At 72.8% G+C, this 13121-nt stretch carries 12 protein-coding genes and 1 riboswitch; of the genes, 5 read left to right on the top strand and 7 right to left on the bottom strand.

Annotated features, from left to right (window positions below; translation table 11 throughout):
• Positions 1 to 21 precede the first annotated feature (21 nt).
• From QCZ28_RS05590 to QCZ28_RS05580, 3 genes are all read right to left on the bottom strand, one after another.
• Positions 22 to 1029, bottom strand: a complete 1008-nt coding sequence (locus tag QCZ28_RS05590) for an inorganic phosphate transporter (protein ID WP_279515523.1) — start codon at positions 1027 to 1029, stop codon at positions 22 to 24.
• Between the two features lie 4 nt (positions 1030 to 1033).
• A complete protein-coding gene (locus tag QCZ28_RS05585) occupies positions 1034 to 1660 on the bottom strand; it encodes a DUF47 family protein (RefSeq protein ID WP_030327784.1) in 627 nt (208 codons plus the stop codon).
• Between the two features lie 127 nt (positions 1661 to 1787).
• On the bottom strand, positions 1788 to 2729 hold the full coding sequence (locus tag QCZ28_RS05580) for a PPK2 family polyphosphate kinase (RefSeq protein WP_279515522.1): 942 nt from the start codon (positions 2727 to 2729) through the stop codon (positions 1788 to 1790).
• Positions 2730 to 2919: 190 nt separating this feature from the next.
• Between QCZ28_RS05580 and sigJ the strand changes: the two genes are divergently transcribed.
• Positions 2920 to 3885: an RNA polymerase sigma factor SigJ gene (gene sigJ / locus QCZ28_RS05575; protein ID WP_279515521.1), complete on the top strand. Its 966-nt coding sequence runs from the start codon at positions 2920 to 2922 to the stop codon at positions 3883 to 3885.
• 10 nt (positions 3886 to 3895) lie between these two features.
• Here the strand turns inward: sigJ and QCZ28_RS05570 are convergent, their stop codons facing one another.
• Positions 3896 to 4402, bottom strand: a complete 507-nt coding sequence (locus QCZ28_RS05570; protein WP_279515520.1) for a DUF402 domain-containing protein — start codon at positions 4400 to 4402, stop codon at positions 3896 to 3898.
• A 102-nt stretch (positions 4403 to 4504) separates the two neighbouring features.
• On the opposite strand from QCZ28_RS05570, the gene QCZ28_RS05565 reads away from it, so the two are divergent.
• Positions 4505 to 6709, top strand: coding sequence for an ATP-dependent DNA helicase (locus tag QCZ28_RS05565; protein ID WP_279515519.1), 2205 nt, complete (start codon positions 4505 to 4507; stop codon positions 6707 to 6709).
• 36 nt (positions 6710 to 6745) lie between these two features.
• Here the strand turns inward: QCZ28_RS05565 and QCZ28_RS05560 are convergent, their stop codons facing one another.
• On the bottom strand, positions 6746 to 8110 hold the full coding sequence (locus tag QCZ28_RS05560) for an AI-2E family transporter (RefSeq protein WP_279515518.1): 1365 nt from the start codon (positions 8108 to 8110) through the stop codon (positions 6746 to 6748).
• Between the two features lie 105 nt (positions 8111 to 8215).
• Here QCZ28_RS05560 and QCZ28_RS05555 point away from each other — a divergent pair, with 105 nt between their 5' ends.
• Both QCZ28_RS05555 and QCZ28_RS05550 read left to right on the top strand, forming a co-directional pair.
• On the top strand, positions 8216 to 8554 hold the full coding sequence (locus tag QCZ28_RS05555; RefSeq protein WP_030327790.1) for a co-chaperone GroES: 339 nt from the start codon (positions 8216 to 8218) through the stop codon (positions 8552 to 8554).
• Between the two features lie 93 nt (positions 8555 to 8647).
• Complete coding sequence (locus tag QCZ28_RS05550) at positions 8648 to 8815, top strand: hypothetical protein (protein WP_167524757.1); 168 nt, start codon at positions 8648 to 8650, stop codon at positions 8813 to 8815.
• 36 nt (positions 8816 to 8851) lie between these two features.
• Here the strand turns inward: QCZ28_RS05550 and QCZ28_RS05545 are convergent, their stop codons facing one another.
• Positions 8852 to 10342, bottom strand: a complete 1491-nt coding sequence (locus QCZ28_RS05545; RefSeq protein ID WP_279515517.1) for a PrsW family intramembrane metalloprotease — start codon at positions 10340 to 10342, stop codon at positions 8852 to 8854.
• Positions 10343 to 10365: 23 nt separating this feature from the next.
• Positions 10366 to 10486: riboswitch (SAM riboswitch) on the top strand.
• A gap of 46 nt (positions 10487 to 10532) precedes the next feature.
• Between QCZ28_RS05545 and QCZ28_RS05540 the strand changes: the two genes are divergently transcribed.
• Entirely contained in the window at positions 10533 to 11792 is a 1260-nt protein-coding gene (locus QCZ28_RS05540; protein ID WP_279515516.1) for an aminotransferase class V-fold PLP-dependent enzyme, read from the top strand.
• A 22-nt stretch (positions 11793 to 11814) separates the two neighbouring features.
• Here the strand turns inward: QCZ28_RS05540 and QCZ28_RS05535 are convergent, their stop codons facing one another.
• Positions 11815 to 13017 (bottom strand): FUSC family protein, encoded by a 1203-nt coding sequence (locus QCZ28_RS05535; protein ID WP_279515579.1) that lies wholly within the window; start codon positions 13015 to 13017, stop codon positions 11815 to 11817.
• Positions 13018 to 13121: the final 104 nt, after the last annotated feature.

The following is a 13121-nucleotide window of genomic DNA, read 5'->3' as shown; positions in this document are numbered from 1 at the left end:
ACCGGGGGCCCTTTCGTACGCTCAGCCGAAGAGCGGCCGGACCAGCAGGTAGGTCAGGCACGCGATCAGTGCGGCGGCCGGGAACGTGATGATCCAGGCCAGCACGATGTTGCCGGCCACGTTCCAGCGAACCGCGGAGAGTCGCTTGGTCGCGCCGACACCCATGATCGCCGAGGTGATGGTGTGGGTGGTGGAGATCGGCGCCTTCAGCACCAGGGCGTTGAAGTAGAGCACCGCGCTGGCGACGGTCTCGGCGGCGAAGCCCTCCGGCGGCCCCAAGTCGATGATCTTGCGGCCGAGGGTGCGGATGATCCGCCAACCACCGGCGTACGTGCCGAGGGCCAGCATCGTCGCCGAGGTCCAGAACACCCAGCCCGGGATGTGGGTCTTGCTCTCCTGGAAACCGCCGGTGTAGAGCGCCAGCACCACGATGCCCATGGTCTTGGCGGCGTCCTGCATGCCGTGACCCACCGACATGGCGGCGGCGGAGGCGGTCTGCGCCCACCGGAAGCCCCGGTTGAGCTTGCCCGGCTGCCCCTTCCGGAACATCCAGAGGATGGCCAGCATCAGCAGGTAGCCGAGGGTCAGACCGACGATCGGCGAGAGCACCATCGGCAGGATGACCTTCTCGCCGATGTTGACCCACTGCACGATGCCGCCGGTGGACAGCAGGGTCGCCCCGACCAGACCACCGAAGAGCGCGTGCGAGGAGGACGACGGCAGACCGAAGTACCAGGTGATCAGGTTCCAGGCGATGGCGCCGAGCACTCCGGCGAAGACCACCCCCAGGCTGCTGATGCCGGTGGGCAGGGTGACCAGGCCGTCGCCGACGGTCTTGGCCACTCCGGCGCCGAAGTGCGCGCCGACGAAGTTGCCGACCGCGGCGAGCCCCAGCGCGATCCGGGGGGTCAACGCTCGGGTCGAGACGCTTGTCGCGATCGCGTTGGCAGCGTCGTGGAAGCCGTTGGTGTAGTCGAACGCCAGGGCTACCGCGATCACCGCCAGGACGGCGATGAGTTCGGGAGACACCGGCTCAGGACTCCTTGACGGCGATGGTCTCGACGGTGTTCGCCACGTGCTCGAAGGCGTCGCAGGCAGCCTCCAGCTCGTCGGCGACCTCCTTCATCTTCAGCACGGTGAGCGCGTCGTACTCGCCGGAGAAGAGGCGGACGAGCAGCTGCCGGTTGATCCGGTCGCCCTCGTTCTCCAGCCGGTTGCACTCGATCCAGTAGTCCTCAAGATCCTTCATCGACTTCAGCCGGGGCATCGCGTCGGCGGTCAGCTTGGCCTGCTGGTCGAGCACGTTGACCATCTCGTGCAGCTCGCGCGGCAGCGCCGGAAGCTCGGTCAGCCCGTACAGGTAGAGCAGGTCGCCGACCGCTTCCAGGTGGTCCATCACGTCGTCCAGCAGCGAGCCGAGCCGGTAGATGTCCTCCCGGTCGAACGGGGTGATGAAAGTCGAGTTGATCTTCTTGTACAGCTCGTGGGTGATCTGGTCGCTGTCGTGCTCGACCTCGGTGAGCCGCTCGCTGACGGACTGCACGTCCACGCCGGGCAGGGCCAGCTCGTTGAGCAGCGCCGTGCCCCGGACCAGGTTCTGCGCGGCCCTGGTGAAGAGCTCGTAGAAGGCGCCCTCGGTGGGGCGGAAGGAAAACTTCACAGCACAGACCTCGTCGCGTCGGTGGAAGGGTGGCGGCACCCGAGAGCGCCCGCTCGGTGAATGCTAGGAAACGGCAGAACCGGGAATTCGCCGGCCCACCCCTGGCCAGGCACCATTCACCGCTCGTTCACCTGCCGTTCACCTCGACCGTCCCACCGGCACCCACTCCCCCAGCCAACAGGCGCCTCCGCTCCCGGGCCACGTCGAAATCGGCAGCCGGATACCCCAGATCGAGCGTGTCGAACGTCTCACGCAGCAGGTGGGCCACCGCCCAGTCCCGGTACCACTTGCGGTCCGCCGGCACCACGAACCAGGGCGCGGCGTCCGTGGCGCACCGGCTCAGCGCCTCGGCGTACGCGGCCTGGTAGTCGTCCCAGTGCCCCCGCGAGTCGATGTCGGAGGGGTTGTACTTCCAGTGCTTGCGCGGGTCGGTCAGCCGGTCCAGCAGGCGCTTGCCCTGCTCGGCGTACGAGATGTGCAGCATCACCTTGATCAGCGTCACGCCGTCCTCGGTCAGTTCCCGCTCGAACGCGTTGATCTCGTCATAGCGGGCCCGCCAGGTCGCCTCCGGCACCAGCGAGCCGACCCGGGCGATCAACACGTCCTCGTAGTGCGACCTGTTGAACATCCCCACGTACCCCGGCGGCGGCAGCTCCCGGCGGATCCGCCAGAGGAAGTCGTGCCGCAGCTCCTGACGCGTCGGCGGCCCGAACGAGCGGATGTGCAGGCCCAGCGGGTTCATCGCGCCGGCCACCCGCTTGATCGTGCCGTCCTTGCCGCCGCAGTCCATGGCCTGCAACACCAACAGCACCCGGCGGGCCGGCCGCTCCGACCCGGTCTTGGCCATCGCGAAGAGCATCTCCTGCTGCCGGCCCAACTCCGCACCGACCAGCTCCACCTGCTCCCGCGCCCAGGTCTTACGGTGCTCGGCGCGGTCCGGCGGCAGCGGTAGGCCGGGCATGGACCGCGGGTCGATCGCGCCGAGATCCACCGGCGCGGTGACCCGCAGCAGTTCCCGCATCGAGCCGCCGTCCGGCCCCACGATCTGCCCTTGCTGGGGTGCGCTCATGCACGGATCATCACCCAACCGCCGCCGATCCGCCCGCCGAGAGCCGTCGACGGACCCCGGGCCGGTGACCGACACCCTCGACCGCCGCCCGGCGCGAGCACCGACCCACCGGCGTGTTACGGGGCTGCCGGCACCTTCCGCCAGGCGGGAGGATGGAGGCCGGGGCACCGACCGGAAGGGGTGGTGGGTCGTGCGGGAACTGGCGACGGAGTTCGAGGCCGAGCGGGGTCGACTCCTCGCGGTGGGCCACCGGATGCTGGGCAGCCGCAGCGAGGCGGAGGACGCGGTCCAGGAGACCTGGCTGCGCTACGCCGGGGCGCTGGCCGACCCGGCGGCCCGCGCCGAGATCCGTGACCTGTCCGCGTGGCTGACCACCACCTGCGCCCGGATCTGCCTGGACGTGCTCCGCTCGGCCCGGGTCCGCCGGGAGGCGTACCCCGGGCAGTGGCTGCCGGAGCCGGTGGTGAGCCCGGTGGACGGCAGATCGCCGGCCGACGGTTACGCGCCCGACCCGGCGGAGCGGGCGGTCCGCACCGACCAGGTCGGCACGGCGCTGCTGGTGGTGCTGGAGCGGCTCGCGCCGGAGCAACGGGTCGCGCTGGTGCTGCACGACGTGTTCGCGTTGCCGTTCGCCCGGGTCGCGGGGGTGCTCGGCACCACCGAGGCGGCTGCCCGGCAGCTCGCCTCCCGGGCCCGTCGGGCGGTCAGCGCGCCGGACGTGCCCCGGCACACCGCGGACCCGGCCGAGCAGCGCCGGGTGCTCAAGGCGTTCGTCGCCGCGACCGAGTCCGGCGAGCTGGACGAACTCCTCCAGGTGCTCGCGCCGGACGTGGTCTTCATCGGCGACTCGGGCGGGCACTTCCCCGCGGCCCGTCGGCCGGTGCTCGGCGCGGACGCCGTGGCTCGCCTCACCCTCGGGCTGTTCGGCCGGACCGGCCGGTACGCCGACCGGGTGCTGGCTCGGCCGGTGCTCGTCGACGGCGCGCTCGGCCTGCAACTGGAGACGGCACACAGCGACGGGCGGCCGATCCGCCTGGTCACCGCATTCGCTGTGGACCGGGGCCGGATCACCGCCATCTACAACCAGCTCAACCCGGAGAAGCTGACCGACCTGCCGCCGCTGGACGCCGACGACGGCTGGCCACCACGCTGGTGAGCCGGCCCGGTCAGACCACCAGGGCCAACCACTTGCGGTACGCGGTGGCGAACGGCTCGGTGCCGTCGCCCAGGGCCCCGAACAGCCGCTGTGCCGCCGCCTCCGCCTCGACCACCACGTCGTCCGGGTAGCCGAACCGGGCCCGGTGCTCGGCGAACTCGTCCTCGTCGAGCAACTCCACCAGGCCGGTGGCCCGACGCCGGACGACGTCCAGGTCAAGGTCGATCAGGTGGACGGTGTCGTCGGACTCCCAACGGGCCGGGGTCGTGATGTCGCAGTAGACCTCGCTGGTGCGCGGCGGCGGGTTGAACATGACCGTCCACCAGGCGCGGTGCGGCACCAGCAGCACGAACGGGATCTTCTCCACCGAGGGGCGGCCGTGGTAGACCGACTGGGTGCCCTCGGGCACGCCGAGCCAGATGCCGAGATCGTCCTCCGTGAGCCGGCGGGCCGGGTAGTCGCGGTGGGCGCTGCCGTCGTACTTGCGGTAGATCACTCGGACCATGTCGCTCGGCATGATTCGCACCCTAACCGATACTGCCCACGCGTCGTAGCACGGCCGTAACCGGACGGCGTCGCCCGCACCGCCCGGCCCGGTCGGCGGCACGCCACGCGGCGGATGGGCGCTACCGGTGTCGGCGGCGCCGGGTACCGTCGCACGGTGACTCCGCCCCGCACCGCCACCGGTTCCGCCACCCCGTCGGCCCGTGCGAAGGGCCGGCGGCGGGGTGCCCGGCCCAGTGGCACCGAGCTGCTGGCGGCGGCGGTCGGCGCGGTGCCCGGTGGCGCGGAACGCCCCGGCCAGCTGCAGATGACCACGGCGATCGAAGCGTGCGTGGCCGACGGCGAGCATCTGCTCGTCCAGGCCGGCACCGGCACCGGCAAGTCGCTGGCGTACCTCGCGCCGGCGCTCACCGTGGACGGCCCGGTGGTGGTCTCCACCGCCACCCTGGCGTTGCAGTCCCAGCTGGTCGACCACGACCTGCCCCGGCTCGCCGACGCGGTCGAGCCGGTGCTCGGCCGGCGGCCCACCTTCGCCGTGCTCAAGGGCCGCCACCACTACCTCTGCCTGGCCCGACTGGACAACTCCACCGAGGAGGAGCCGGAGGACACCCTCTTCGACGCTCCCGCGGCACGGCCCGGCGGCGGCACGAAGTGGCTCGGTGAGGCGGGCCGGTTGGGCAAGCAGATCGAGCGGCTGCGGGACTGGGCCGAGAAGACCGCCACCGGCGACCGGGACGAGTTGGACCCGGGCGTCGACGACCAGGCCTGGCGGCTGGTGTCGATGCCGGCCCGCGAGTGCGTCGGCGCTGCCCGTTGCCCATTCGGGCAGGAGTGCTTCGCCGAGGCGTCGCGGGCCCGAGCCCGCGAGGCGGACATCGTGGTGACCAACCACAGCCTGCTCGCTGTCGACATGCTCGCCGACCGGCACATCGTGCCACCGCACAAGCTGCTCATCGTCGACGAGGCGCACGAGCTGGTTGACCGGGTCTCGTCGGCGGCCCAGGCGGAACTGGTGCCGGAGCTGATCGACCGGACCACCCGGCGGGCCCGGACGCTGCTGCGGCCGGAGACGGCCGAGGCGCTCACCGCCGCCGGTGACGCCCTCGCCGTCGGCCTGGCCGAGGCGCCGGCCGGGCGGATCACCGCAGGGTTGCCGACGCCGCTGCGGGAGGCGTGCACGCTGCTCGACGCGGCGACCCGCACCGCCCTGGACGCGATCGGCGACATCAAGGCCGACGACCCCGACCCGGTGCGCAAGCAGCAGGCCAAGGCCGCCCTGGACGAGCTCTCCACGACCGCGCAGCGGCTGCTGGAGGAGGCCGACCACGACGTGGCCTGGGTGGAGAAGAACGACAGCGGCAGCCGCCGCGCGCTGGTGGTCGCGCCGCTGTCGGTGGCCGGCACCCTCGCCACCCACCTGTACGACGAACGCACCGTCGTCGCCACCTCGGCGACCCTGGCGCTGGGCGGTCGGTTCGACACCGTCGCCCGCGCCCTCGGGCTGGACGCGCCACCGCCCGCCCCGCCGACCCCCGCCGCTGCCGCGCAGGCCGCCCGCAGCGGCCCGGGTCGTCCGGCCGCCGAGACGCCGGGACGCCGCCTCGCTGGCGACGCCACCCCGAACGCCGTCGTACCGGCCACCGAGGGCCCCGGGTGGCGGTCACTCGACGTCGGTTCGCCGTTCGACTACGCCCGGCAGGGCATCCTGTACGTCGCCGCGCACCTGCCCCGCCCCAGCGTCTCCGGGCTGCCCGACGCTGCCGGGGAGGAACTGCTCGGGCTGGTCGAGGCGCTCGGTGGTCGTACTCTCGGGCTCTTCTCCTCACGGCGGGCCGCGCAGCAGGCGGCGGAGCTGTTGCGTGCGCGGACCGACCTGCCGGTGCTGCTCCAGGGTGAGGAGGCGTTGCCGCTGCTGGTGCGTCGCTTCCGGGAGGAGCGTGCCAGCTGCCTGTTCGGGGTGATGTCGCTCTGGCAGGGGGTGGACGTGCCGGGTGACGCCTGCCAGCTCGTGGTCATCGACCGACTGCCCTTCCCCCGCCCGGACGAACCACTGGCGGCGGCCCGCGCGGCGGCGGTGGACGCGGGCGGCGGTTCGGGCTTCGCGGCGGTCAGTGTGCCGATCGCGGCGGTCCGGCTGGCGCAGGGCGTCGGCCGGCTGATCCGGGCGACCGGCGACAAGGGTGTGGTCGCGGTGCTCGACTCCCGGCTGGAGACGGCCCGGGGCTACGGGCCGTTCCTGCGGCGCTCGCTGCCACCGTTCTGGTACACGACCCGCCCCGAGGTGGCCCGCGGCGCCCTGGAGCGCCTGGCCAAGTCCTGACCCGCCGGGTCGCGCCGGCCAAGGTCGCGCCCGGAGCTAGGGGGCCTGGGCAGCGACCACCACGGCGTCGGGCGGGGTGTCCGGGACCCTCCGGGCGGCGAGCCGGCGGACGGCGGTGTTCAGCACCGCGATGAGCGGCACGGAGACCAACGCGCCGGTGATGCCGGCGAGCACCACACCGGCGGCGATGCCGATGATCACCGCCAGCGGGTGGAGGGCGACCGCCCGGCCCATGATCAACGGCTGGAGCACGTGGCCCTCGATCTGCTGCACGCCGATCACCGCACCGAGGATGATCAACGCGGTGACCGGGCCGCTGTCGACGAGCGCCACCAGCACCGCCACGCCGCCGGAGAGCGCCGCACCGACGATCGGGATGAACGCGCCGAGGAAGACCAGCGCGGCCAACGGGAAGGCGAACGGGATGTCGAAGGCGACAAGGAAGATGCCGATGCCGACCGCGTCGATGAAGGCGACGAGCACTGTCGCGCGGACGTAGGCGACAAGCGTCTGCCAGGAGGCGCGGCCGGCGTCGTCGACCTTCCACCGGGCGGCCACCGGCAGCAGCCGCACCAGGAAACGCCAGATCCGGTTGCCGTCACGCAGGAAGAAGAACGTCGCGAACAGCACGAGCAGCGTGCCGGTGAGCACCTCGGCGAGCGTCGCGGCGGTGCTCAGCGCGCCACTGGTGAACCGTGAGGTGTTGTTGTTGATCCAGGCTTGCGCCTCGTCGATGTACCTGTCGAGTTGGGTGTCGGAGAGGTGCAGAGGGCCCGTCTTCAGCCAGTTCTGGATCTGCCGGACACCTTCCGACGACTTCTCGCTCAGCTCCGGTACGCCGCGGATGAACTCGTTGACCACCAGCGTCAGCGTGCCGATCACCGCGGCCAGGCCGCCGACCAGCACCACAGCGGTCGCCAGCGACCGGGGGAACCGGATCCGCAGCAGCCAGCCCACCGCCGGCGCGAGCAGCGCCGAGAGCAGCAGCGCGATGGCCAGCGGAATGATCACGATCTTGATCGTGCCGACTATCCGCAGCAGGGCCCAGGCCACCACGCCGATCACGATCAGTCGCCAACACCACGCGGCGGCGATCCGCAGTCCGTGCGGAACGTCGGCGTCGTCCCGGCTCGACGTGGAGCTGTGCAGGTCCACCTGTGGTTCCGCGCCGTAGACGGTGGCGCTCGTCGGCGCGGTCGGCCCCGGCACGGCCGGCGATGCCACCCGGGCGGCCGGCGACGCGTCGTTCAGCGCGTCATTCGCCGCGCCCTCGTCGGCACGCGCCGACGCCTGTCGTGACTGGTAGGCGCGGCGAAGCCGCCCGCGTACCCGCTCGAAGCGGCTCAAGCGCACCTCCTGGCAGAGAACCCGGCCCGCCCACGGTGACAGGTCGGACAGCATACGTCCGTTCCCGACACCGTAGGGGGTTCCGCCACACAATGCCCCGACCACCTCCGGCGTAACCACCGGCCGGTAGCCGTCGGCCCACACGGTAGCGTCTGCGGCGTGACCGCCGACAACGATCTGGACGCCGGCCTGCCGATCCGCCTGCTGCACGACCGCGTGCTGGTACGCATGGAGGGCAGCGAGGGCGAACGCCGCTCCACCGCCGGCATCGTCATTCCGGCTACCGCGGCGGTCGGCAAGCGCCTCGCCTGGGCCACCGCCGTCGGGGTGGGGCCGAACGTGCGCGCCATCGTCTCCGGCGACCGGGTGCTCTTCGACCCGGACGACCGCTCCGAGGTCGAGCTGCACGGCCGCGGTTACGTGCTGCTGCGGGAGCGGGACGTGCACGCCGTCGCCGCCGAGCGGATCGAGAACGACTCGACCGGCCTCTACCTCTGACGCACCTCCCCCGGCCACCAGGCCCCGTCGCGCACCGTTTGCCCGGCCGCACGACGGGAAGCCATCCGGCGACCGTGGCCCTGGGGAGGGACGATGCCGGTATTCGTGAAGAAGCTGTTGACCTGGGGCAGTGTCGCGTTCCTGATCTACTTCATGGCCTTCCGGCCGGACGGTGCCGCGCAGATGTTCCGGGCGATCGGGGCCGCGCTGATCGCGATGTTCCAGGGCTTCGGTGACTTCCTCACCTCGCTGATGACCTGAGCCGGTCCACCGGCCTGAGCCGCCCGTCGACGGCGCTCAGGGGTGCGTCGGCGGCCAGGGGGGCGCCGATCGCGGCCCCGGCCAGCCGGGCGCTGCGTACCCCACCGGAGCCGGGGCGGGCGCCAGCACCACCGGGATCGGCACCACCGGCTCGTGCGGCGCGTCCACCGGGCGCTGGGTGCCGTCCGGGAAGCGCAGGTGGTAGCGGCTGCCGTCCCAGACCCCCGCCGGGGCCTGCGGGTCCCGACCGACGAAGAACGTCCGGTACGCGCTGATGGCGTCCAGCAACTCCCGCTCCTCACGTGCGGTCCGCTCCTGGTCGGCGGGCTTGCGGTCCAGACCGCGCAGCGTCCCGTCGCGCAGCAGGGCCAGCCGGGTCGCGGCGGACTGGTAACCCCGCATCGCCCGCACCCCGGCGTCGCCGGCCACCCGCCGCGCCCAACTGCGGGCGGCGTGCCGCCTGCCGAGGCTGCTCAGGGCGGCCACCTCGGGCGGGCTGAGCCAGCCGGCGCGCACGTAGTCGGGTAGGACCCGCTCGGTGAGCCGCCCCTCCCAGGCGCGCAGCCACAGCGCCAGCCCCACGGTGCCGAAGAAGACCGGCACCATCAGGCCCAGGAAGCCGTACAGCATGATCACGGCCTCGCCGGTGGCCTGGGTGAGCGTGGGCAGCAGGTTCCACGTGCCGTGCAGCATCATCGCCAGCAGCAGGCCGGCGATCGGGGCGAGCACCCGGATGCGCCGGTCGGCCGTCCGGGAGGCGATCCCCAGCCCCACACCGGTCATCGAGGTGAAAAGGGGATGGGCGAACCCGAACAGCAGGATCCGCAGGATGAAGATCGCGATGACCTGCTGGATGCCGGTCGCCGGGCCGTAGCGGTCGGCACCGGAGGCGTAGCCCAAACCGCCCAGGTAGAGGATGTTCTCCACCATCGCGAAGCCGACCGCGGAGAGCCCGCAGTAGACCAGTCCGTCGGTGATCCCGGACCACTCGCGGCGGCGGAACACCAGCAGCAGGATCGGGCCCAGCGCCTTGGTCAACTCCTCGATGAACGGCGCCACCAGCACCCCGGTGAGCGCGGACGGCAGGCCCCAGTCGGCGAACCGGTTGGCCGCGAAGTCGTTCACAGTGAGCGAGGCGGCGGTGGAGACGAACGCACCCCAGGCGAAGCAGAAGATCAGATACTTCAGCGGCTCGGGTTCGTACCGGTCCAGCCAGAGGAAGCAGCCGACCAGCACCGGCACCGGCAGGATGGCGGCCACCACCCCGATCAGCAGGGCCTGCGCACCGAGCGACTGGCCGAGCGTGAAGACCATGAACACCGCGCACGCCGCGATGAACAGCACCACCCCGGCCAGCACCAGGAACCGCCGCCAGCCCAGTCGGCGCAGCGGCATCCGCGGCGTCTCGCCCACCGGCGGGGCGGCGGGCGCGGGCGGGCCGGCGGGCGACGGCGGCAGCGGTGAACCGGGCGGGGTGTCGGCCATGCGGTCAGCGTAGCCATCCACCGCCGGCTGGTTCGGCCGCATCGGTAGCCGCTATGCTGCCGGCAGGTCACGAGCGCCAGCGTCAAGCCCCGGTTTGCTGGCCGGCAACCCTCGTCGAGTTCGCGGTGGGGTGCCCCGGGTGATGACCGGGCCCAGCCCGATCGGTGTGCTGGGCAAGCGCGGACCCCGTCCCGATGTCGCACCCGGGGTCCCTGACCTCGGAGGTTCCGGCGTGTCCGTCACCCTCGTTCCCTCGCTACCCGCAGTGTCCGCCGGGCCGTCCGCGCCGCTCGACGTCCTCGGTGTGCCCGGCGAGATCAACCTGGACTACGCGGCCAGCGCACCGTGCGCGCGGGCCGCCGCCGACGCGGTGGCCGAGCTGCTGCCCTGGTACGCCAGCGTGCACCGCGGCGCGGGAGCGCTGTCGCGACGCTGCACCCTCGCCTACGAGCAGGCCCGGCAGACGATCGGGGACCACTTCGGCGCTCGCGCCGACGATCACGTGATCTTCACCCGCAACACCACGGACGCGCTCAACCTGCTGGCGCGGGCCGTGCCGGCCGGCACGACGGTCGTCACGTTCGCCGGCGAGCACCACGCCAACCTGCTGCCCTGGCCGCGCGGATCGGTGCGGCTGCCGGTGCCCACCGACCCCGACGGGGCGGTACGCGATCTCGCCGCAGCCCTGACCGAGCTGCGTCGGGGCAGCAACCCGGCGCTGCCGGTGCTGGTCGCGGTGACCGGTGCGAGCAACGTGACCGGTGAGCGGTGGCCGGTCGCCGAGCTGGCGCGGGTGGCCCACCGGCACGGTGCCCGGATCGTGCTCGACGCCGCCCAACTCGCCCCGCACGCCCCGGTCGACCTGCTCACGCTGGACGTCGACTATCTGGCCGTGTCCGGCCACAAGCTGTACGCGCCGTTCGGCGCGGGTGTGCTGATCGGCCGGGCGGACTGGTTGGACGCCGCGCCGCCGTACCTGGCCGGCGGCGGGGCCACCAGTCACGTCGGGCCGGCCACCCACGACGTGACCTGGGCGACCGGTCCGGCCCGGCACGAGGGCGGCACCCCGAACCTGCTCGGCGCGGTTGCGCTGGCGGCGGTGTGCACGGCGTTCGACGACGTGGACCGGGCCGCGCTGGCCGCCCACGAGCAGGCAGTGCTGGCCCGGCTGCGGACCGGCCTCGCCGCCCTGCCGCACGTCGTGGAGCTGCGCACCTTCGGCCCGGACGCGCCCCGGGTCGGCATCGTCTCGTTCGTGGTCGCCGGTCGGGACTCCACCGAGGTGGCCACCCGGCTGGCCGCCGAGCACCACATCGGCGTACGGGACGGGTTGTTCTGTGCCCACCCGCTGGCCCGGCGGCTGCTCAGTGAGGCGGCGGGGCGTACCGGCCGGCGGGACCTGCCGCCCACCGCGCTGCGCGCCAGCATCGGGTTGGGCAGCACGGCCGCGCAGGTGGACCGGCTGCTCGCGGCGCTGGCCGAGCTGGGCTGAGGCCCGGCCGGCGCGGCCCCGCTCAGCCGACCGGCGGGGCGGTGGGTGGCTTCGGCGCCTCGCCGGGCTCGGCGGGCTCACCGGCCGGGCGTTCCTGCTCCCCGAAGGCGGTGCGGATCCACCGGTTCGCCTCCTCCTGCTCGATTCCGGAGGCGACCAGCAGGTCGCTCGCCGTGGTACGGACCTGGGCGACCACCACACTGCCGGAGAAGCCGACCCCGTCGCCGTACGCCCGGCCGGCCTCGCTGACCGCCCGCAGCGACCGTTCCCGGGCCTTCTCCGGCTCCTCGCCGGCGGCGAACTCGTGCTTGAGCAGCCGGACCGACTCGGCGAGGTGACCGATCGCGTCCGGCATCGGATCGGGCACCGGTTCCTCGTCCTCGACCAGCGTGACGGACCGGCGGATCAACGTACCGCTGTTGCGCATCGCCCGGTCGATCGGATCGGCCGCCTCCGCGTAGTGGGTCAGTTCGTCGCGGCGGTGCCAACGGGCCGGGGAGAGGGTGGCGGTCTCCTTCGCCCCCTCGATCGCCTCGCCCAGCGTGGCCAACTCCTCCTTGTTGTTGCGCAACCTCTCCAGCGCGCGCTGGATGGTGGCGCGGTCCCGGTTGCGCAGCCCGTCGGCGGTGGCGTCGAGCTGGGAGGCGAGCAGGTCCAGGGCGGGTCGGGCGGCCCGGTTGATCACCCGGAGCGGGTTCAGCGGCAGCAGCACCGCCGTGACCAGCAGCGCGACCCCGCCGCCGAGGAACGCGTCGACGAAGCGGGGGATCTCCAGGTTCTGGGTCGACGGGCTCAGCGTCACGATCAGCACCGCGGTGGCCGCCGCCTGGATGACGATCGCCACGCTCGCCCCGGCGAAGATGGTGAGCAGGATCGCCACCGTGACCACCAGGCCGAGCTGCCACGCGCCAGTGCCGAGGAAATAGATCAGCAGGTCACCGACTGCCACCCCGACGCCCACCCCGACGATCAGCTCCACCGTCCGGCGGAACCGCTGACCGACCGAGGCGGCCAGGGTGCCGACCGCGGAGATCGGCGCGAAGACCGGTTGCGGGTTGCCGAGCAGCCGGTGCGAGACGAAGTACGCGAGCCCTGCCGCCAGCCCGGCCTGCACGGCGAGCCCGCCGGCCATCCGGACCCGGTGCAGCCGGTCGTGCAGGGTGGCTCGACCACGGTGTCGCAGCTCCTGGGTGGCTTCGGCGATCCGCGCGCCGTCGATGTCCACCAACCCTTCGCGCAGCGCGGTACGTCGCACCACCGGAGGTCGCTTGTCCCGGGCCACGGCCATGGGCGCGACTACCCGTGGTGGGCTCGCTGAATCCTCCCGTC

Origin of the sequence: Micromonospora sp. DH14, assembly GCF_029809455.1 — a bacterium.
Taxonomy (GTDB): Bacteria; Actinomycetota; Actinomycetes; order Mycobacteriales; family Micromonosporaceae; genus Micromonospora; species Micromonospora parva.
The sequence above is the reverse complement of the archived record's forward strand: the minus strand, read 5'-3'. Positions and strand labels throughout refer to the sequence as shown.

What these genes read in the sequence shown, in the direction of transcription:
- QCZ28_RS05580 (WP_279515522.1), bottom strand. Translation starts at nt 2,729, where the DNA reads ATGAGCGCACCCCAGCAAGGGCAGATCGTGGGGCCGGACGGCGGCTCG.
- QCZ28_RS05570 (WP_279515520.1), bottom strand. Translation starts at nt 4,402, where the DNA reads ATGCCGAGCGACATGGTCCGAGTGATCTACCGCAAGTACGACGGCAGC.
- QCZ28_RS05565 (WP_279515519.1), top strand. Translation starts at nt 4,505, where the DNA reads ATGGGCGCTACCGGTGTCGGCGGCGCCGGGTACCGTCGCACGGTGACT.
- QCZ28_RS05560 (WP_279515518.1), bottom strand. Translation starts at nt 8,110, where the DNA reads ATGCTGTCCGACCTGTCACCGTGGGCGGGCCGGGTTCTCTGCCAGGAG.
- QCZ28_RS05550 (WP_167524757.1), top strand. Translation starts at nt 8,648, where the DNA reads ATGCCGGTATTCGTGAAGAAGCTGTTGACCTGGGGCAGTGTCGCGTTC.
- QCZ28_RS05545 (WP_279515517.1), bottom strand. Translation starts at nt 10,342, where the DNA reads ATGCGGCCGAACCAGCCGGCGGTGGATGGCTACGCTGACCGCATGGCC.